Annotated in this window: 18 protein-coding genes; 15 read left to right on the plus strand and 3 right to left on the minus strand. The window is 38.6% G+C overall.

Annotation, left to right across the window (positions count from 1 at the left end):
- The first annotated feature begins 262 nt into the window (after positions 1-262).
- Positions 263-592, plus strand: a complete 330-nt coding sequence (locus tag JOC94_RS09110) for a thioredoxin family protein (protein WP_205179167.1) — start codon at positions 263-265, stop codon at positions 590-592.
- A gap of 90 nt (positions 593-682) precedes the next feature.
- On the opposite strand, the gene JOC94_RS09115 is transcribed toward JOC94_RS09110, so the two are convergent.
- Positions 683-1,741, minus strand: a complete 1,059-nt coding sequence (locus JOC94_RS09115; RefSeq protein WP_205179170.1) for a YeiH family protein — start codon at positions 1,739-1,741, stop codon at positions 683-685.
- A gap of 118 nt (positions 1,742-1,859) precedes the next feature.
- Here JOC94_RS09115 and JOC94_RS09120 point away from each other — a divergent pair, with 118 nt between their 5' ends.
- Entirely contained in the window at positions 1,860-2,744 is an 885-nt protein-coding gene (locus JOC94_RS09120; protein WP_205179172.1) for a LysR family transcriptional regulator, read from the plus strand.
- 230 nt (positions 2,745-2,974) lie between these two features.
- Positions 2,975-3,733 carry a WecB/TagA/CpsF family glycosyltransferase gene (locus tag JOC94_RS09125; protein WP_205179174.1) on the plus strand — a complete coding sequence of 253 codons (759 nt, stop codon included), beginning with the start codon at positions 2,975-2,977 and terminating at the stop codon, positions 3,731-3,733.
- Positions 3,734-3,804: 71 nt separating this feature from the next.
- Here the strand turns inward: JOC94_RS09125 and JOC94_RS09130 are convergent, their stop codons facing one another.
- The gene (locus JOC94_RS09130; RefSeq protein WP_205179176.1) at positions 3,805-4,935 is read right to left on the minus strand and encodes a CDP-glycerol glycerophosphotransferase family protein; all 1,131 of its coding nucleotides are present in this window, start codon (positions 4,933-4,935) and stop codon (positions 3,805-3,807) included.
- A 13-nt stretch (positions 4,936-4,948) separates the two neighbouring features.
- Entirely contained in the window at positions 4,949-5,344 is a 396-nt protein-coding gene (gene tagD / locus JOC94_RS09135; RefSeq protein ID WP_205179178.1) for a glycerol-3-phosphate cytidylyltransferase, read from the minus strand.
- A 393-nt stretch (positions 5,345-5,737) separates the two neighbouring features.
- Between tagD and JOC94_RS23515 the strand changes: the two genes are divergently transcribed.
- The 12 genes from JOC94_RS23515 (at position 5,738) to JOC94_RS09195 (ending at position 20,078) form a co-directional block, all read left to right on the plus strand.
- Positions 5,738-5,875, plus strand: coding sequence for a hypothetical protein (locus tag JOC94_RS23515; RefSeq protein ID WP_205179180.1), 138 nt, complete (start codon positions 5,738-5,740; stop codon positions 5,873-5,875).
- Positions 5,876-6,395: 520 nt separating this feature from the next.
- On the plus strand, positions 6,396-8,267 hold the full coding sequence (locus JOC94_RS09145; RefSeq protein WP_205179182.1) for a polysaccharide biosynthesis protein: 1,872 nt from the start codon (positions 6,396-6,398) through the stop codon (positions 8,265-8,267).
- 93 nt (positions 8,268-8,360) lie between these two features.
- Positions 8,361-9,392 carry a Gfo/Idh/MocA family protein gene (locus JOC94_RS09150; RefSeq protein ID WP_205179183.1) on the plus strand — a complete coding sequence of 344 codons (1,032 nt, stop codon included), beginning with the start codon at positions 8,361-8,363 and terminating at the stop codon, positions 9,390-9,392.
- Between the two features lie 27 nt (positions 9,393-9,419).
- Entirely contained in the window at positions 9,420-10,130 is a 711-nt protein-coding gene (locus JOC94_RS09155; RefSeq protein WP_205179185.1) for an acyltransferase, read from the plus strand.
- Positions 10,131-10,141: 11 nt separating this feature from the next.
- Positions 10,142-11,371, plus strand: a complete 1,230-nt coding sequence (locus JOC94_RS09160; RefSeq protein WP_205179187.1) for a glycosyltransferase family 4 protein — start codon at positions 10,142-10,144, stop codon at positions 11,369-11,371.
- A 41-nt stretch (positions 11,372-11,412) separates the two neighbouring features.
- Positions 11,413-12,564 (plus strand): DegT/DnrJ/EryC1/StrS family aminotransferase, encoded by a 1,152-nt coding sequence (locus tag JOC94_RS09165; RefSeq protein ID WP_205179189.1) that lies wholly within the window; start codon positions 11,413-11,415, stop codon positions 12,562-12,564.
- A 17-nt stretch (positions 12,565-12,581) separates the two neighbouring features.
- Positions 12,582-13,220: a sugar transferase gene (locus JOC94_RS09170; protein ID WP_328799787.1), complete on the plus strand. Its 639-nt coding sequence runs from the start codon at positions 12,582-12,584 to the stop codon at positions 13,218-13,220.
- Positions 13,221-13,840: 620 nt separating this feature from the next.
- Positions 13,841-14,956, plus strand: coding sequence for a DegT/DnrJ/EryC1/StrS family aminotransferase (locus tag JOC94_RS09175; RefSeq protein ID WP_205179196.1), 1,116 nt, complete (start codon positions 13,841-13,843; stop codon positions 14,954-14,956).
- A gap of 74 nt (positions 14,957-15,030) precedes the next feature.
- Positions 15,031-15,771 (plus strand): hypothetical protein, encoded by a 741-nt coding sequence (locus JOC94_RS09180; RefSeq protein WP_205179198.1) that lies wholly within the window; start codon positions 15,031-15,033, stop codon positions 15,769-15,771.
- A gap of 280 nt (positions 15,772-16,051) precedes the next feature.
- Positions 16,052-17,473, plus strand: coding sequence for a lipopolysaccharide biosynthesis protein (locus tag JOC94_RS09185; RefSeq protein ID WP_205179207.1), 1,422 nt, complete (start codon positions 16,052-16,054; stop codon positions 17,471-17,473).
- Between the two features lie 10 nt (positions 17,474-17,483).
- Positions 17,484-18,857: an O-antigen polymerase gene (locus JOC94_RS09190; protein ID WP_205179236.1), complete on the plus strand. Its 1,374-nt coding sequence runs from the start codon at positions 17,484-17,486 to the stop codon at positions 18,855-18,857.
- Between the two features lie 81 nt (positions 18,858-18,938).
- On the plus strand, positions 18,939-20,078 hold the full coding sequence (locus JOC94_RS09195; protein WP_205179209.1) for a glycosyltransferase: 1,140 nt from the start codon (positions 18,939-18,941) through the stop codon (positions 20,076-20,078).
- Positions 20,079-20,084 lie beyond the last annotated feature (6 nt).

Consider the following 20,084-nt stretch of genomic DNA (forward strand, 5'->3'; position numbering starts at 1 on the left):
TAAATGCCCGATTGGTTCAACTAACATTCAGTAGGAAAAGGAGAAAACGCCTACTGAATGAAGTTTCACTTTATCCCGCATGTAAGGTGCCGTAAGACTCCCACTTCAAAATCTTGAGTGAATACAAAAGGTCTAAGTGTGAGAAACGGCACCTAAATGCCCGATTGGTTCAACTAACATTCAGTAGGAAAAGAAGAAAACGCCTACTGAATGAAGTTTCACTGTATCGCCCACTACACATCTAGATGGAGGATTGAAAGCTGTGATTCATGTACATTCCTTGGAAGAAATCAAGGCAAATATTGAAGAAAACAAGGTAACACTCCTTTATATATCCAGACCCAGTTGTTCGGTATGCCACTCACTGCTCCCGCAGGTGGAAGAGCTGCTGACACAATTTCCAGCAATCGTTCCGATTCACGCAAATGCCGATCAAATTCCTGAAATAGCAGGGGAATACTCTGTTTTTACCGTCCCTGCCGTTCTTGTCTTCGCCAACGGAAAAGAAATGATTAGAGAAGCAAGATTTGTGCCGATTGGAGAATTGGAGGAGCAGCTTTCAAAGCTTATTTCCCATTTAACCTTAACCTAATAATAGTTGTGACCTGTCCGCTACGGTAGTGGTGGCGCGTGCGGTCATGATCTGGAACTGCGAAATGACGATCTGAACATCAACTCTTTTTTACACAAGCAAAAATGCCAATACCGAAATCAAGACGGACGCCACGCTCATCGCCAAAAGCGGCTTCAATGCCTTTGTCCTTACATCCTGTAGGCTGACATTCAGTCCAAGACCGACCATGGCTGCCGTGAGAAGCCACGTCGTTCCGCTTGAAACAAAGTCCATGAAGCCTTGTGGAACCACGATCACAGCTCCGAGCACATACGTTCCGATTATGCTCATCGCAATAAAGCCGAGAAGAAATAACGGAAAGCCTACTTTGGCATTCCCTGTCGAATCTTTTCCCGACCTTGATTTAACCCAATAAACCAATATGAAACAAAGCGGTATAAGCAAGAATACCCGTCCCAATTTGGCCAGCAATGCCATGGCCAGTGCCTCTTGGCCCCCTGGCGCGCCTGCCAGCACGACGTGGGCGATTTCATGCAGACTCATCCCGGTCCACGCTCCGTACTCAGCGCCGGTCAGCGGCAAAACCGGCCGCAAAATCGTATACACAATACCGAAGACCGTTCCCACAAGAGCAATGATCCCCACGCTGATCGCGGTATCTTCATCCTTTGCTTTGATAATTGGAGCTACCGCCGCAATTGCGGCTGCCCCGCATACTCCAGTTCCAACACCAAGAAGAAGCGAAATGACTGGATTTGCCCGCAGCCGCTTCGCGACCCATACCGTCACCAAAATGGCAATCGTAATAATGCCCGCATCCCGTATCAATAACCCAAGACCATCTTGTAAAACGGTATGAATATTCAATTTCAATCCATATAGAACAATCGCTGTCCGCAGCAACACTTTAGAAGAAAAAGCCACCCCCGACCGCAATGCTTCCGGATAGCCGAAAATTTGCCGGAAAACGACCGCTATTAAAATGGCAGAAGCCATTTGACCGATCAAACTGAAACCCGGAATTCTTGCAAGCAAAAATCCAAGCAATGCAATGAAAAACGTAAAAGCAACTCCTCCTGCCCATAATCCGAAAAAAGAACTTTTTTCCTTCTGCCGTTGCAGGGGTTCGCCTTCCTCTTTATGATGTTCCGTTTTTCCAAAACTCATGTGTATCCATCCCTCCGGCTGATCTCCTAATGTAAGGATATATGAAAAAGATATATAAGAAAAATAAATGATTATAATAGCAATAATAAGCATTTTAAATACTTGGGAGGAATGCGTGATGGATCAGCTACTGGAAGTGTTTGTCGCTGTTGCCGAAAAGAAAAATTTTTCACGGGCAGCTGAAGAACTGCATATGACTCAGCCTGCGGTAAGCCAGCACATTCAGGCGTTCGAGCGGGAGATCGGAACGAGGCTATTGGATCGGACCAATAAATATGTGAAACTCAATAAAGCTGGTGAAATCGTATACGACCATGCGGTGGAAATACTCGGTCTTTATACGAAAATGCAACGCCTTGTCGATGATTTGACAAACAAAACGAGCGGACCGTTAACGATTGGGGCAAGCTACACATTCGGCGAGTATATTTTGCCCTATGTAATTGCCGATATGCTTGAACAATACCCGCTTGTCACTCCAAGCATTTCCATTGGCAACACCCGGGACATTGCGGAATCCGTCTTGAAACACCAGCTGGATGTCGGCATTGTGGAAGGGGATTTCCGCCACCACCAGCTTATGATTGAGCCCTTTGCTAAAGATATTATGCATATTGTCACGGCGCCGACCCACAAGCTTGCCAAGTTGAAAAAAGTGACACCCGCCGACTTGGCCCAAGAAACATGGATTGTTCGGGAAGAAGGCTCCGGAACAAGAACAGCGGCAGATAAGATGCTTGATTCCCTTGATATATCTCCCGAAAAAATGATGGAATTCGGAAGTCTTCAAATCATTAAAGAGTCCGTTGAGGCGGGGCTTGGTGTCAGCTTGCTTTCAAAGTGGGCCATCAGAAAGGAGCTCTCCATGGATACTTTAAAAATCATTGATGTAAACGGCCTGCCTTTCACAAGAACATTCTCAATCGTTACATCGTCTCCTTATAGAACAAAAGCGTTGGACACATTTTTGCAGTTTGTCCGTGAAGTATCCGAGAAAAGCTGAATGCGTGTCCTATGATTCCTATCTGAGTGCGTGGATTGAATCCGGTATACACTTCAATCTAATTCAATTTTAAAGAACGCACTCTGAAGACGCTGGTAGTGGAGATTTATTGGTTTCATCGAAGACTAGAGTATCTGAACATGGGCAACATTAACCATAATGGAGAATATAAATTCCAAGTTACTTCCATGCAGCATATGTGAAAGGGAATTGTTATGATGGAGCTTAATATGTCAAAAAAAGTGGATGTTTTGGGAATAGAATTTGATAATATGACCCAAAAACAAATGATTGATATGATCAAGACTCGCATCAAACAGAAAAAGAAAACATTTATTGTTACAGCGAATCCAGAAATTGTTATGAAAGCACAGCGAGATCAAGATTATAAGGATACTCTTCAGTCTGCCGATTTTATCATTCCGGATGGAGTTGGGATTATGCTGGGAGCGAAGATGTTAAAAAGGCCGCTTATTGAGAGGATAGCGGGTTTCGACCTAATGACAGAACTATTGGCGGTGGCCAATCAAGACTGCTTGAATGTATTCTTCCTCGGCTCCAAAGACAATGTAATCCAAATGATGATCCGTAATGTGAAGCAAGAATATCCTAATGTCCGAATAGGCGGCTACCATCACGGCTACTTTGATGGAAATGATCCTCATATTACTGATATGGTAAAAAAAGCAAATTCCGATCTTGTTTTCGTTGCGATGGGCTTCCCAAGGCAGGAAAGGTGGATTCAAAAGAATGTAAACGTATTTGAAAAGGGCATTTTTATAGGAGTGGGCGGTAGTTTCGATGTGTTAGCCGGTGTTGTAAAACGTGCACCAACTATCTGGAGAAGCTGGAAAATCGAATGGTTATATCGGTTATGCAAACAGCCATCCAGATGGAAAAGGATGACATGTTTACCGTTGTTTGTTTTAAAAATATTAGGTTCTACAGCAAGCGATACGTTAAAAAAAACGATAAAATTGATCCGATAGACATTTTTGGAGCTTAACATTAAAACTGAAGGGGACGAATGACCCCTCCAGTTTGTTAGGGAGATCATGTATCAGTATAAGTATTTTATTAACCGATCACTTGAATTTCCCCTTGAATATTCATTCCAATCATTCGCGAATGTTTGAACCCTCTCAAGGTACTCTTCATGATTTTTGTGAATTTCTTTTATGAGTTCTTCTGTATTCTTCACGATCGGCCCCGGAACCAGCTGTTCATAAGGCTCCCAAAAACCGCGGGATGAAGCATAAACGTCCAAATCATAAGCAAAAAAGATCATTGGTTTATGTAAAAGCGAGAATTCAAACGGAATGGACGAGTAGTCGGTAATGAGTATTTCCGTAATAACCAATAATGGATTGACTTCAGAATATCCCGAGACATCACAAATAAAGTCCGGATACATGTGACAAAATGTTGTTTGGATAGCCGGATGAAGTCGTAGAAGGAGCACATAATCTTCATTCAACTCCTGATACATTCGATCGATATTCAACTTGAGCCTGGAGTTGTGAATGTCATTGTCACGGTAAGTAGGAGCATATAAAAGGACCTTTTTACCGTGAATGATTGGGATTTTTGTTTTCAGCAAATCTGCCGCCTTCTCCATGTCTTTTTTATGGAAGAAAAAATCTGTCCGGGGAATGCCTGTCCGCAACATTTTTTCAGTTTCAATGCCAAAACTTTCGTGAAAAATGTCCGCCATCTTCCGGCTTCCAACCACAACATAATCAAAGCGGCTGTATACTTTGATAAAACGTTTCAACGCCCGCGGGGAACGATTCTGGATAGAAGGGTCTTTAAGTCCAAACCGTTTAATCGCCCCCGCTGCATGCCATAACTGTATGCAAACCACATTCGGTTTAAACCGAGCTGCCGCCAAAAAACCGAAATAATTATCCACAAAAACATGGGTGGATGTAGCCAGATGGTAAATGGAGCGAAACCAGTCAATGACATTCTTGGGATCAAAGGCTAACACAAGGCAGTCACATCGCCGCTCGAAATCCATTTTGCATTGGGAAGTTTTTAAAATAACAATAGAATGGTTTACTTGCTTTTCCAGCGCGTTTAATGTAAATAAAACATTATCTCCAAAAGACGCGACGAAAGTTGTTTTCGCCTGCTGGGGATATAATTGAAAGATTGAGAAAAACACGCGAAAAACAAGTAAATATAACATAATCGCCGCTTCTCTAAGCATTACTAAGCTGTAAATCATTTTTAATTTTAGTCGTTGAAATCCCAACAGTGCGCGGAAGATAAACCACATTACAGTATTCCAGCAAAAAATCAAACTTCCCTTTCCAGTCATCACCCATTATGAATACATCAATGCCATACTTCTTTATATCTTCTACTTTCTGCTCCCAACTATGCTCCGGAATCACCTGATCCACATAGCGAATCGCTTCCATAATCGCTTTTCGTTGTTCAAATGTGTAGTATGCTTTTTTTTGTTTTAAAGCATTAAATTCATCAGTGGAAATCGCCACGATTAAATAGTCCCCATATTCCTTCGCGCGGTGCAAAATATTAATGTGCCCGATATGAAGCAAATCAAAAGTGCCATACGTGATGATTTTCTTCATGCTGAAGAGCCCTCCAATTTGTTTTAAACATTTGCAAACTTCTCCGTAAGCGTTAGTTATTATGTTATGTCAAGAATTTGCCATTTATCCCAAGGAAAGTATTTGAACATTTTTCACATCTCTTTTCGCTACGGAAACAATATCGTTCAGTCTTTGTTTCTTTAAAGAAAGTAAATATATCAACATCATTTGAAGTATTTTATGAACTCATTCAGAGCTGAATCTATGACACTACAAACCTTTTTTCGTGAAATAAGTGCCACGGTGGCAACACTTCGTTGCACGATCCTTTCGGAATATAGGGTGGTTGTATAAAGATCCACCCCGGATAAGGTCGGCTCCATTCATTGATCAAAATTGTCAGCAGTCCCGTCTTCGCTGCTGGAAAGTGATTTGTTTGGAACGGTAGAGGGCAGTTTTATAAGGGGTGTTGATCGGCCCAGTGGGAGTTTACAACATTTTAAGCAAGGGTATATTGATCTGCCTAGTGGGAGTTTACAACATCTTAAGCAAGGGTATATTGATCTTTGAAAATGATCATGCGGCCTCCTCGTTTTCCTTATTTTGATTCAAAAGCAGTAAAGTGTTATTCATAAAGCAGCAACAATCTTGCAATATTGGTAACACTTCTTAATGAAAATTTGCTTTTCTATTTGTGGGGTTTATGATAAACTTCACGATAAAAGTGCTCTTTTTTTTGGATTGTTGGTTTTTCTCAAACCTCATTTTACCAAATGAGGGAGCTTTTTTTGTGAAGTGGGGGAAACGTAAAAATCAAGGCCAAGTTCCTGGTTCCTTAGGGCTTTTTACGGGCCGCCAGACGTTTCTACTATTATTGACGATTGTAAGTTTTTCGGTTAGTCTTTAAGACACTGATTAACAGGCAAACACGGTAGTTTCCATCGCGTACAAGTTGCCCGATTTGACAATTTTTGACCTAGCTAAGCGATCTGGTTCATTTTGCAACAGAATGTTCATCGTCCCTAGAAAATTTTATGTTATAATGTGTCAGAGTGCAGTTTTCTCTAAAGCGCACCGGGAGGGAAGTTTCATGAATTACAAGACAAGAATGTTTGTGCTTGTCTGTATTGATTCAGCGATTGTTTTATTATCGATTTTCATGTCGCATTTTTTATTAAACCCATTTTATAAATATGTCGTTAATGAACTGATCATTACTACATCGATCACTTTGTTAATCACTCACCATCTTTTCTCCTATTTTTTTGGCTTGTACCGAAGAGTGTGGAGATATGCGAGTATGGAAGAGCTTGCCGGCGTATTTTATGTCGTGACCTCATCCATTATTATTACGGCAATTGTTCAAAAGCTTGCCTTTAATAATATATATTCTCGCGGGCTGTCACTGACATTTATGTTTCACATACTGTTGTTGGGTGGAGTCCGGTTTTGGTGGAGATTTATCCAGTCTGTTTTATTCGACATTAAAAATTGGGGGGTTAGCCCAAGTAAAAAAGTAAGGACTTTAATCATTGGCGCTGGATCAACAGGAAGGATGCTGCATCGCCAGCTCAAAGAGCATCCCAATACAGAACTCCAGCCAGTTGCGTTTCTTGATGATAATTCAAGTGTCCAACAATTGGAGATCGGCGGCCTGCCAGTTGCGGGTACAATCGAAGATATGCCGAAAGTGATGAAACGCTACAAGATTGAACATGTTGTGATCGCTATCCCATCATTAAAGAAACAAAAATTGAATGATATTGTTTCCGAAGCGAAGAAATATGTGAAAAATGTTCAAATACTGCCGATGATCGGTGATTTAGCATCAGGAAAAGTCGAGATCACTGAGATCCGGGATGTCTCCATCGAAGACTTACTGGGGAGAGAGCCGGTAGAACTTGATATAGAAGGTATCGCCAATAAAATCAAAGGACAAACAATACTCATCACCGGGGCAGGGGGTTCCATTGGTTCGGAACTTTGCAGGCAATTATGCCACTTTTCCCCGAAAAAGATGATCCTGCTTGGGCATGGCGAAAACAGTATATATAGCATTGACATGGAACTAAAATCCAAACATCAAGATAAAATCACATTTTTAACAGAAATTGCGGATGTTCAAGACCGCCATACGATGTTTGAAATAGTAGGCAAGCATAAACCTGCTTTTGTATTTCATGCAGCTGCCCATAAACATGTTCCCCTTATGGAAAGAAATCCGGAAGCGGCGGTCAAAAACAATATTTATGGTACGAAAAATGTTGCTGAAGCCTCCGATGCCGCGAATGTTGATACTTTTGTGCTTATTTCAACCGACAAGGCGGTCAATCCGACAAGTGTAATGGGAGCGACTAAGCGCATTGCCGAGATCATCGTTCAGAACTTAAATAAAGTTAGCCAAACCAAATTTGTTTCCGTAAGGTTCGGAAATGTGTTGGGAAGCAGAGGCAGTGTTGTTCCGTTATTTAAAAAGCAAATTGCCAATGGCGGGCCAGTAACTGTTACCCATCCAGAGATGACACGCTTTTTTATGACGATTCCCGAAGCGGCAAGACTTGTTATCCAAGCGGGCGCTCTGGCAAAAGGCGGCGAAATTTTTGTGCTTGATATGGGTGAGCCTGTAAAAATTGTAGATCTTGCCAAAAAAGTTATTAAACTTTCCGGCTTCACCGAAGACGAGATTAAAATCAAATTTACCGGGGTCCGTCCAGGTGAAAAACTATATGAAGAAATCATGAATGAAGAAGAAGTAGATCCCGTCCAAGTATATCCGAAAATATTTATTGGAAAAGCAACAGAAGAAAATATGACTGAGGTGCTTCAAGAGATCGAGCTAATTATCAATGATAAGGAAGAACTTAGAAAAACGCTTCTGACAATAACCAATAAAAAGAATCCGACGGAATGTAAAGGTCCCAATCATGAAGCCGTAAAGAAAATACTGACAATGGCTCATTGATAACAAAGAACGTAGTACGTGTCCATATATTTCGTACTGACGTTCTTTCTTTGAATCGGGATAATTTATGCTCCCATGTGATGAGGTGGAAAAATGGAAAACGTTCATTTTGCAATAGTAGGCTGTGGCCATATTGCCAAAAAACATGCTGAAGGAATCAAAAATACACCAGGAGCAACATTGGTTGCCGTGTGCGATACCATTCCTTCCAATATGGAATGGTATGTTCAAGAATGTCAGGCCGTTGCTTATCAAGATTATGATGAAATGTTAAAAAATCCTAAAATAGATGTTGTGAACATTTGTACGCCAAGCGGCTCCCATGCCCCTTTGGCTATAAAAGCCGCAGAAGCGAAAAAACATGTCATCGTTGAGAAACCAATAGCATTAACTATAAAAGACGCAGATGCCATTGTAGAGGCTTGCAAGAAGAACAAAGTCAAATTATCAGTGCTGCATCCGAATCGTTTTCGACCTGCAATGATGGAATTGAAAAAAATGATGGATGAGGGGCGCTTTGGAAAGCTGAGCCATGCCAATGCCACTGTTCGGTGGAATCGTAATCAGCAATATTATGATCAAGCACCCTGGAGAGGAACCAAATCACTGGATGGCGGCGTTTTAATGAATCAGGCTATACATAATTTGGATCTCCTTTTATGGCTAATGGGAGATATCGATGAAGTGTACAGTATGTCCGCTACAAGACTCCGGAAAATTGAAGCCGAAGATGTATCAGTAGGAACTGTGAAATTTAAAAACGGCGCCTTGGGTGTCATAGAAGCTGCTACAACCATATATCCAAAGAACTTTGAAGAGTCTTTGAGCATTTTCGGAGAAACGGCATCGGTGAAAATCGGAGGAAGAACGGCCAACTTCATCGAGCACTGGGTGATGGAAGGAATGCCGGAAGAAGAGGTTGCGCAATTAAAACATAAAATAAATGAAAATCCATACGGAATTCCTGGCCACCAGTGTATTATAGAAGACATGGTTCAAGCTGTTAATGATGATCGCGAACCGATCATTACAGGTGAAGACGGCATCAGGGCATTGCGATTGGTTGCCGGGCTCTACCAGTCTGCTGAGAAGAGAATGCCTATAAAAGCGCATGACATTGAATGAAATCAATAACCGAAGGAATTGATAACTATGAAAAATGTTCAAATGGGAGAAAACGCAGTGATTGGCAAGAATGTCAAGTTTGGAGAAAATGTGACGATCGGCCATAATGTAGTAATATATGATGGGGTAAAACTTGGAAACAACATTATCATCCAAGATAATGCCGTCATTGGAAAACAACCTACAAGAGCCAAAACTTCCATCTTGCCGGATGTAAAGAAGCTACCGCCTACTGTGATTGGAAATGGTGTAACAATCGGAACATCCGCGATTATTTATGCCAATGCTGAAATTGGCGATGATGTTTTTATTGCCGATTTGGCTACCATTAGAGAACGAGTTTCAATCGGTGAAAAAACAATAGTTGGACGGGGAGTAGCTGTAGAAAATGATTGTAATGTGGGGAAATATTGTAAATTGGAAACGAATTGTTACATTACGGCCTATTCCACATTAGAAGACCATGTGTTTATTGCACCGTATGTCGTCACGACAAATGATAATTATATGGCCCGTTCCAAGGAGCGCCTCAAGCATTTTAAAGGTGTGACGGTAAAAAAAGGAGGCAGGATCGGGGCGAATGCTACGATTTTGCCTGGAAAAGTGATACATGAAGACGGAACGGTTGCAGCGGCAAGCGTAGTGAGTAAAGATGTCCAGAAAGAAGAGCTGGTTATCGGGGTACCGGCACGAAAGCTGCGAAACGTTCCTGAGGATCAGTTGTTAAGGAATCAATAATTGGTGATGCTATGAATATATTACTCATAAACCATTACGCAGGATCAAATATCCATGGAATGGAATATCGACCCTATCATATGGCAAAAGAGTGGGTGAAGCAAGGGCATCAGGTGACAATTATTGGAGCGTCACATTCCCACATTAGAACCAACCAGCCTACAATTAGGGGAAAATGGACGGAAGAGCTGATAGACGGTATCTCTTATATTTGGATAAAAACGCCTGAATATGAAGGCAATGGTGTGAAAAGGTTCTTAAACATGCTTTCTTTTGTAAAAGAATTGCAATTTAACACGAAAAAGCTAGTGGAAGGCGTATCACCTGATGTCGTTATTGCATCATCCACTTATCCGTTGGATATTTACCCGGCCTCTGCCATTGCAAAGAAAGCCAATGCCAAGTTGATATTTGAAGTACATGACCTGTGGCCGTTATCCCCAATGTTGCTTGGAAACATGTCACCATATCACCCATTTATTATGATCATGCAAAAAGGTGAGAATGATGCATACCGCAAGGCCGATAAAGTGGTATCCTTTCTTCCGAAGGCTAAACAACATATGATTGATCACGGGATGGCACCTGGAAAATTTCATTATTTGCCCAATGGTATTGATGTTGAACAATGGAATGAAGCTACAGAAATCATTCCAAAGGAACATCAAGAAGTGATTAATCAACTAAAGAAGGATGGTCAATTTTTAATTGGCTATGCGGGGACACACGGCATAGCGAATGCCTTAGAGTATGTTATCGAAGCGTGCCAACTGTTAAAGGAAGAGAATGCTGCATTTGTATTTGTCGGCAAAGGTCCTGAGAAGGAACACCTGATGAAACAAGCGGAGCAAAAAGGTGTTAATAACCTGTATTTTTTACCGGTTATTAACAAAAAGGCGATACCTGATTTCTTAAGTCGAATGGATGCTTTATATATAGGATGGAGGAAAAGCCCTCTTTATCAATACGGTGTCAGTCCCAATAAGTTACTCGATTATTTGATGTCTGCAAAACCGATTATCCATGGGATTGAGGCAGGAAATGACATTGTAAAAGAAGCTTCATGCGGGATATCGATCCCACCTGAAAATCCGGAAGAAATAGCTACTGCTGTTAAAGAACTCATGAAAAAAACGGAAAAAGAAAGAATGCAAATGGGTCTAAATGGTAAAAATTTTGTCATGGCAACCCATGATTATAAAGTGCTGGCAGAGAAGTTCCTGCTCATAATGAGTGATTAAACAAAAGTCCTTTTGGACTTATTTTAGAGGTGGATAGACATATGGAAACAATCCCTTACGCACTACCTTTCATCGAAGATGAAGAGATCAAAGAAGTAATTGACACGATACAATCAAACTGGCTGAGTAAGGGTCCGAAAACGATTCAGTTTGAAAAAGCCTTTAGTGATTATGTTCATGCCAAGCATGCTATTGGCTTAAATTCATGTACGGCAGGGCTTCACATTGCACAGCTTGCGGCAGGAATCGGTCCAGGTGATGAAGTCATTACCACACCTTACACTTTTGTTGCGAGTGCCAATACCATTATTCATACAGGTGCCAAGCCTGTATTTGTTGATATTGATCCTGTCACGATGAATATAGATGTTCATCAAATTGAAGCAAACATTACCGAAAGAACCAAAGCGATTATACCTGTCCACTTTGCAGGATATCCGTGTGACATGGAGCCGCTCATGGAGATTGCCAAAAAGCATAACCTGATTGTCATAGAAGATGCGGCGCATGCAGTTTATACACAATATAAAGGCAAGATGATCGGGAGCATCGGGGACTACACTTGCTTTAGTTTCTATGCAACTAAGAATCTTGCAACAGGAGAAGGCGGCATGGTAACGACGAACAATGTGGAAGCGGCCGATCAACTAAGGGTTATGAGCCTCCACGGTATGAGCAAGAACGCTTGGAACCGTTACGCCGAAAGAGGATCCTGGTATTATGAGGTGGAGTATCCCGGATTTAAATACAACATGACAGATATTCAGGCTTCTTTTGGTATTGTTCAATTGAAAAAGCTTAATAAAATGCAGCAGATTCGGGAAAAATATGCGAAAATGTACAATGAGGCATTTCAAAACTTAGAAGGATTGATCACGCCTTATAGCGACGAAATTAATCGCCATGCCTGGCATTTGTATGTGTTACGATTTGAATCGGATCGGTTTACAATAAACCGAGGAGAGTTCATTGAAAAATTAAATGAGAAAGGCATCGGAACAAGTGTACATTTTATCCCTGTTCCTATGCATCCTTATTACAAAAAGCTTGGCTATAAAATTGAAGATTATCCTCAAGCATTGGCGGCATATGAAGGAGCCATCTCATTGCCTCTATATCCGAAAATGAGCGAGGATCAAATTCATCGTGTCATCAAATCTGTAACTGAACTGGCCGAAACGTATAAAAGATAAGCGGGCAGGTGAGCAATGTGGATGAAAAACAGCTTTATTACGAAAAAGGCAACAAGCTCAATGATGTGTTAAAAAGGACAATGGATGTCATATTATCATTGGCGGGACTGGTGATCATCTCTCCCCTCTTGTTCATTATAAGTATATGTATAAAGCTTGATTCAAGAGGTCCGGTATTCTTTAAACAAACGAGGGTAGGCCGGTATGAAGAGCCTTTTCAAATTTTCAAGTTTCGAACGATGATCGTAGATGCCGAGAAAAAAGGGAAACAAATTACTGTTGGCAAAGATTCCCGGATCACCAAAACAGGGCAATTTCTTCGGAAATATAAGCTGGACGAACTTCCGCAGCTCATCAATGTTCTAATAGGTGACATGAGCCTGGTAGGTCCTCGGCCTGAAGTGCCCAAATACACAGCTTATTATACAAATGAACAAAAAAGAATCTTTGAAATCAGACCCGGTATAACTGATTATGCCTCAATAAAATATCGGAACGAAAATGAAGTTTTGGCGAAAAGCGAAGACCCCGAAAAAACGTATATCGAAGAAGTAATGAGAGATAAACTGAGCTTGAACTTGAAATATTTGGATCAGCAATCGGTTATAAATGATGTTAAAATTATCTTTATGACGATTATAGCAATATTGAGATAGTGATTTAATGTTATTGCTTGTGAGATGGGATTATCTTAGTTCCATCCAGGGTTCATATTTTAAAAAAGTTCATTTTGTTGATGCCCTTATAAAAGCTTTATCCAGGGAACATAGATGTTTGGATAAGGAACTTTCACCATGTCGGCGCTTATGGTTGTGTTATTCGAGATTTTATGTAAATGTCAAATGCCGTGAAGAACATCGGATTCAAGTAAGAAAAATAGGTGGGTCTAAAAACAATCAGGAGGAAGAAAACAATTCGTTTTCTTCCGCCTGATTTTCCATTTGTGGGATCCCCTTGAAAGAAACTGGCGTGATCCCTATCACTTTGAGGGGATTAGGGCATGTTGTCACTACTTAAATCTAACTCCTAATAACCACTGATACAAACGGCTATCTAAACAAAGAAAAGATTCTTAGTATAATTAATAAAACCATCTATCCTAAATATTAGTGTTATAGTGAAATGATACTTTAATGGATATAACATGTAAAACAGTAAATTTCAAAAAACAATACCGGAAATTGTCAATAAAACTTTTTTCTGCTTCTTTTCAACATCACTATTTTGTGGTAATCTGACTTAAGGTTCGTGGTTTTATGTAGAAGGAGCGATTATATTGAAAATACCTATGTTAGACTTGTCCGAACAGTATAGTAAGTTGCGAGAAGAAATGATTCAGGCTCTAGATGAAGTCATGACCTCATCGAAGTTTATTTTAGGATCGAATGTTAAGCAAATAGAAGAGGCGATTGCAAACTATTCAAATGTAAAACATGGCATTGGGGTAGCCAATGGCAGCGATGCATTACATATTTCACTTCAAGCATGTGGAGTATCCGAAGGTGATGAAGTAATCACCACTCCATTCACTTTCTTTGCAACTGCGGGTGCAATTGCTCGTTGCGGCGCCAAGCCTGTATTTGTAGACATAGATCCAACGACTTACAATATAGACCCTGAACAAATTGAATCAGCTATTACAACTAAAACAAAGGCAATTCTTCCAGTCCATTTGTACGGTCAAAGTGCAGACATGGATCCTATTATAGGAATCGCCAAGAAACATGGTCTTTATATTGTTGAAGATGCTGCTCAGGCTATTGGGGCTAGATATAGGGGTAAAATGGTTGGTGAAATGGGAAATGCCGCATGCTTTAGTTTCTTTCCTACAAAGAATCTAGGTGCATATGGAGATGCCGGAATGATTGTCACTAACGACGATGTTATCGCTGAAAATTGTAGAGTACTAAGAGTTCATGGCAGTAAGCCAAAGTATTATCATCACGTACTTGGGTATAACAGTCGTCTCGATGAACTTCAGGCAGCTGTATTGAATGTAAAGTTCAAGCATTTAAATACATGGGTAGATAATAGACGAAATGCAGCCTCAAATTATACAAGTATGATCCAAAAAGAGTTCGGTGAACTAATAGATACACCTGTTGAAGCAGGTGGGAATTTTCATGTCTATCATCAATATACCATTCGAGTACCAGAGAGAGATACATTCCAATCCTACCTGAAGGAAAATGGTGTAGCTTCAATGATTTATTACCCTGTACCTCTACATTTGCAACCTGTATTTCAAGAACTGGGGTTGAAAGAAGGAGATTTTCCTGAAAGTGAAAAAGCAGCAAAAGAGGCTATATCATTACCGATGTTCCCTGAGATTAAAGAAGAACAGCAAAAATACGTGATCGAAACGATGAAAAAATACTTTTCAAAAAATTAAACTCGATTTACCCCTTACCTATCAAACTAAGGGGTTACTTCGTTTAACATCCAGTAATCTGGGAGGTGTTTATATTGTCAGGCCAAGAAACGGAAAAATATACTTTTTACGAATATCTAATATTTTTTTGGAAAAAGAAATGGCTAATTCCTATAATGCCAATTTTATTGATGATCATTGCAGGGATTATATCCACTCAAGGAAAAACTTATACAGGGACTTCTATAGTTTATGTGGGTTCAGTCACAAAGGAAACATGGCTTGAGCCCGATTTAATCCAAAGGGAATTGGATAAAGAGCTTAAGCAGGATCTAGACTATACCATTACCAAGGGTGAGAAAAGAACTACACTTAGCATAGAGGGAACCGACAAGAAGCAAGTTATAAATTCTTTAAAGCGCCTAACAAATCTGTACCATCAAAAGGTTAATGGTATCTATAAGGAGATGCATCGCTCTAAGGAAGATGAGTTAAATTACTCAAAAAAATATTTATTAGAGTTGGAAGAGTCGGCCCAGGAATATAAAAATGCATTAAAAGCTCCAAATACAGATACCTCCTTGGAAGCAAGGTATTTTGATTTGTTGCGTGAAATTGAAAAAAGGAAATATGATTATCTTCAGAAAATCAATGAAATTGAAGGTGAATTAATCCAGTTGGAGGAGCCACGAGTATTAGATACAGCAGTCAATGATCAAGGAGGGAATTTGAAGGCCAACCTCCTTATTGCAACAGTATTTGGCTTGTTTTTATCTGTCCTACTGTTGGTTCTTATGAAGTATATGGCAGATGCGAGAAGGGTGAAAAAAGCTTGATTCGTTTTGGAATGAAATCATACAAGCTTTAAATAAAATGAGGCAAGGTTTAAAGTGTTGCCCCATTTGACTTTTCATTCCAGCTAGGGTCGAAACGATTAAGGATCTTATAGAAGAAGCAAAAATTGTTTTATTGCTTACCGACCATAATAATTTGACTATGATTTACTTAGTGACTGTAAAAGCTAATGTTTAATATAGAAATGGAATGAAGTAAACCAAAAGCCCAAAAAAAGTATTTGATATTAATAAATGCATTGAGATGTAGGAGAGGTTATCTTTGTTTAAGCAAATTAAGAGGCTTGGGGGGGACTCTCTCCTTTTCGCTTTAATGAATGTAGGGACGAAACTTATAGCATTTTTAATGCTCCCTGTATATACACATTATTTGAGTCCGGGAGAAATGGGGATAATGGAAAATATTGACGCCATTTCCTCTATATTAACATTTGTTATTATTTTTGGAACGGACAGTGCCTTAGCCTATTTTTTTTACAGTACCGATAATAAAGAATTGAAGGAGAGGTATGTTCAGACTGTTTTAAGTTTCAGATTGTACCTGGCCTCTCTTTTTTTAATTGTATTCCTGCTTTTTGCAAAGCCTCTCTCTTTTTTGTTATTGGGGATGTCAGGATACGAGAAACTTTTTTATCTAACAGGAATCATACTCGTTTTTGAGGCAATAACCACTGTGATTCTTACTTATTTCAGATTCCAATTTAAAAGCCTGAAAGTAGTGATTTATACAGTTTTGCAATTAGGGGCTGTAGCAGTCATTTCTTTTTTGCTATTGAAATATTTTTCGTATAATGTAGATGCAATATTTTGGGCAAGGTTTTACAGTTTAATCCTAATATCAATAGCCTTATTTAGTACGTTATCAAAATTACTAAGAATAAAAATTGAGAAAGATTTGCTAAAAAAGCTCTTGGTTTACGGAGCACCTTTAGTTCCTGCTTCATTAGCTTTCTGGGTTATTACATTCTCTAATCGGATTTTTTTAACAAAATTTGAATCGTTGGATAGTGTAGGTATATATGGTATCGCTATGAAGATAGGCATGGTGATTACTTTACTTACATCTAGTGTACAAATGGCGTGGCGGCCCTATTCTATGTCTATTAGAGAAAAGCCAGATGCTGACCGTATATATGCTGGTATTTTTTACATTATTTTTATAATAGGTATGCTGGGGATTACCATGGTTGCTCAGTTGAGCCCACTTATTTTAAAAATGATGATGATTAATCCCGAATATATAGAAGCAAGAAACTACATCGCATTTCTAAGTATGAGTTCATTTCTTAGCTTTTACTACCTGATTATTTCTGTAGGTCTTTTCCTTAAGGAAAAGACAGGGGCTATATCAAAATATGTTGGGATTTCAGCAGTTATCAGTGTAATTCTGAACATCGTTTTAATTCCCTTGTTCTCCATTTGGGGAGCGGTAGCTGCCTTAATCATTTCTTATCTCTTTGTAAATGTCATCATATTTAAAAAGAGCCAAGAAGTATACTATATTCCTGTTAAGCCTGGCAAAATGATTATCGTGTATTTGGCAACACTAATAAGTATAGGGATGATTACCTTTTTGTATAATAATCCTCAACTTAATGCCATATTACATGTAGTACCATGGTTTTTGCTACTTGGATCCATATATTTAACAGGAATTTGGAAGGCCATCTTTGATAAAAAGTGAGTGGAGAATATTGTTTTATGTAGCAATCTGGATTATCACATTATTTATTTCCATATATCTTTTTAAAATTGTATCTGGATCATTGTCAATTTTAAAGCCAAATTTAATCTCAATAATATTTTACTATTCACTTCTGGTGACCAGCTTTATTGGAGCATTGTTTATAGTGTTAAATATAGATGAACATTATATGTTAACAAGGCTCCATAATGATGATTATCGGGAAATAGGCTTTTATTGGATTTGTTATATTATGATTTTCATGCCGTTAACAATGCTTTTGGTAACACGGTTGTTTGGCTTTAATGCGCATGGAGAATTTCATAATTATCTAAAGAAAAAAGTATCATTAAGCGCGAAAAAGGATAGAGATATATTTATTTTGATGACTACTCTATCTTTAATTTGTTTTTTAGCAGTTGTTTATATGATATTTATACTAGATAAAATACCGATTGTTGAACTATTTAGAGGCGCTTCAAACTTAGATGAATTGAGAATTAATGCTGGAAGAGGGTTTGAAGGAAATATAGTATTTAGGAATATCTTTGCACTTGGTCTTCCGCCAGTTTTATCTTTAATTGCTTACATTTATGCTATAAAAACCAAAAGCCTTCCTTGGTGGCTGTTGTTTTTAATGTTATTTGGCATGTCGATATTTGTAAGTGTGTATGACTTGCAGAAGGCTCCGATCTTTTTCTATGTATTAATGTTTATTTTGGTTAACATATATATTGGGAAACTTACTTTAAATTTCAGGTGGATATCTGTAATTGGTGTTTTCGGTTTCTCTTTTTTATTAGTCATGTATAAGGTCATTGGAAATATGTCGCTACTCAATTTATTATCTTATAATACGGGGCCAATAGGGCGTATGATATTATCCCAGATCTCTCCATTTTTTTTACACCTTGAATTATTTGGTGATAAAATTGATCCGTTAATGGGAAAGAGCCTGCCAAATATCATTTTAAATTTGTATGATATTGAGCATGTAAGATCTGCAAGGCTAGTTATGGAAGTATATTATCCAGAAAAAGTAGAAGCAGGGATAGCAGGAGTATTGAATACCATATTCGCTGGAGAAGCTTTTGCAAACTTTGGTTATGCTGGTATTGTTTTAGGTACACTATATATAGGTCTATTCGTACAGATAATATATATTTCTTTTATTCGTCTGCCTAAAAACCCTATACTCATTAGTTTATTTGTATATTTTACAGTAAATATTCCTCGGGTATTGGTGGGGGGCTTTACTGACTTTATATTTAATTCTTACTGGATCTTATTGTTCTTCCTTTTTGTAGGTATACTCATTCTAAGCCGCTTCAAACAAGAAATTCATAAGTATTACTCCGAGGTTTACATGAACCAAAAATCTTAAGGCTTGTAAAATAAAAAAGTGTTTTATAACTATGCATAAAGCCTTCTTTTTGAAATTTAAACAAGTAAAAGGTGAAGTTGGATGAAAAATATTATTGTATATTTTCCATATAAGCTAAGTGACAATCCAAAAACCGGTTCTAGTGTTAGACCTCATAAAATGGTTGAGGCTTTTAAGTTACTGGGTAATAATTATGGGATTGAAATAATCGTTATTTCAGGAGAAAGCAAACAAAGGAAAAGGGAAATAAAGGAATTTATTAATTCTGAGAAAATAAAAAAAACATTGTTTTGCTATATGGAAAATAGTACAATGCCCTATTGGTTAACCGATGAAGACCATGTTCCTAGACATCCTTTTAGTGATATTCGATTTTGGAAATTCTTGAAAAGAAACAATGTTCCCATCGGATTATTTTATCGGGATATTTATTGGAAATTTAAAGAATTGTATACGCTAGAAGGAGCTAAGAAGTTATTAACGCCCGTGATGCGCGCTATCTATCAAAAGGAATTAAGACAGTTCCACAAAATTGTTGATGTTTTATATCTCCCCTCATTAGAGATGAATGAATATGTAGGTTGGGATGGAAATATTGAAGAACTTCCACCTGGGATTGATAAAATGAAGAATCTAAGTAATCCAAAGATAAATGACAGAGTGAACTTAATATATATAGGCGGGATAAGTAAAAGATATGGAATAAAGACTTTAATTGACGCAATGGAAATATTATTACAAAAAAAGAAAAAGCATGTTCATTTGTATGTAATATGTAGAAAAGCTGAATATGAACAAAATACATTTCTAAAAGAAAAGGCTGAAAATGATTGGGTTACAATTGAGCACTTATCAGGAGAAAGTTTAATACAAGTGTTCAAAAAAGCTCATATCGGAATAGTTCCGATACAAAAAAATTCATATCATGACTTTGCAGTGCCCGTAAAATTGTTTGAATACCTCTCTTTTGGGTTGCCGCTAATCGTAACAGATTGTAGCGCGCAAACAAGGATCGTAAGGGAAGGCGGATATGGCTTAGTTATAAAAGATTCGGCTGATGAGCTTGCTCAATCTATTTTAAACATTATCCAAAAAAATAATTATATTGAGTATAAAAATAATATTCTACAAACCGCTTTTAAAAATCATTCTTGGTATGCAAGGGCTGCTAAAGTGTATGCAGATTTATCCAAAATAAAAAAACTTTTTTCGGAGGCATAGTACCCA

The sequence above is a fragment of the Siminovitchia thermophila genome, from assembly GCF_016909185.1.
Taxonomy (GTDB): Bacteria; Bacillota; Bacilli; order Bacillales; family Bacillaceae_C; genus Siminovitchia; species Siminovitchia thermophila.

Coding starts and splice junctions, on each gene's coding strand:
- JOC94_RS09125 (WP_205179174.1), top strand. CDS start 2,975: ATGTCAAAAAAAGTGGATGTTTTGGGAATAGAATTTGATAATATGACC.
- JOC94_RS09115 (WP_205179170.1), bottom strand. CDS start 1,741: ATGAGTTTTGGAAAAACGGAACATCATAAAGAGGAAGGCGAACCCCTG.
- JOC94_RS09145 (WP_205179182.1), top strand. CDS start 6,396: ATGAATTACAAGACAAGAATGTTTGTGCTTGTCTGTATTGATTCAGCG.
- JOC94_RS09195 (WP_205179209.1), top strand. CDS start 18,939: ATGAAAAATATTATTGTATATTTTCCATATAAGCTAAGTGACAATCCA.
- JOC94_RS09160 (WP_205179187.1), top strand. CDS start 10,142: ATGAATATATTACTCATAAACCATTACGCAGGATCAAATATCCATGGA.
- tagD (WP_205179178.1), bottom strand. CDS start 5,344: ATGAAGAAAATCATCACGTATGGCACTTTTGATTTGCTTCATATCGGG.
- JOC94_RS09165 (WP_205179189.1), top strand. CDS start 11,413: ATGGAAACAATCCCTTACGCACTACCTTTCATCGAAGATGAAGAGATC.
- JOC94_RS09150 (WP_205179183.1), top strand. CDS start 8,361: ATGGAAAACGTTCATTTTGCAATAGTAGGCTGTGGCCATATTGCCAAA.
- JOC94_RS09155 (WP_205179185.1), top strand. CDS start 9,420: ATGAAAAATGTTCAAATGGGAGAAAACGCAGTGATTGGCAAGAATGTC.
- JOC94_RS09130 (WP_205179176.1), bottom strand. CDS start 4,935: ATGTTATATTTACTTGTTTTTCGCGTGTTTTTCTCAATCTTTCAATTA.
- JOC94_RS09120 (WP_205179172.1), top strand. CDS start 1,860: ATGGATCAGCTACTGGAAGTGTTTGTCGCTGTTGCCGAAAAGAAAAAT.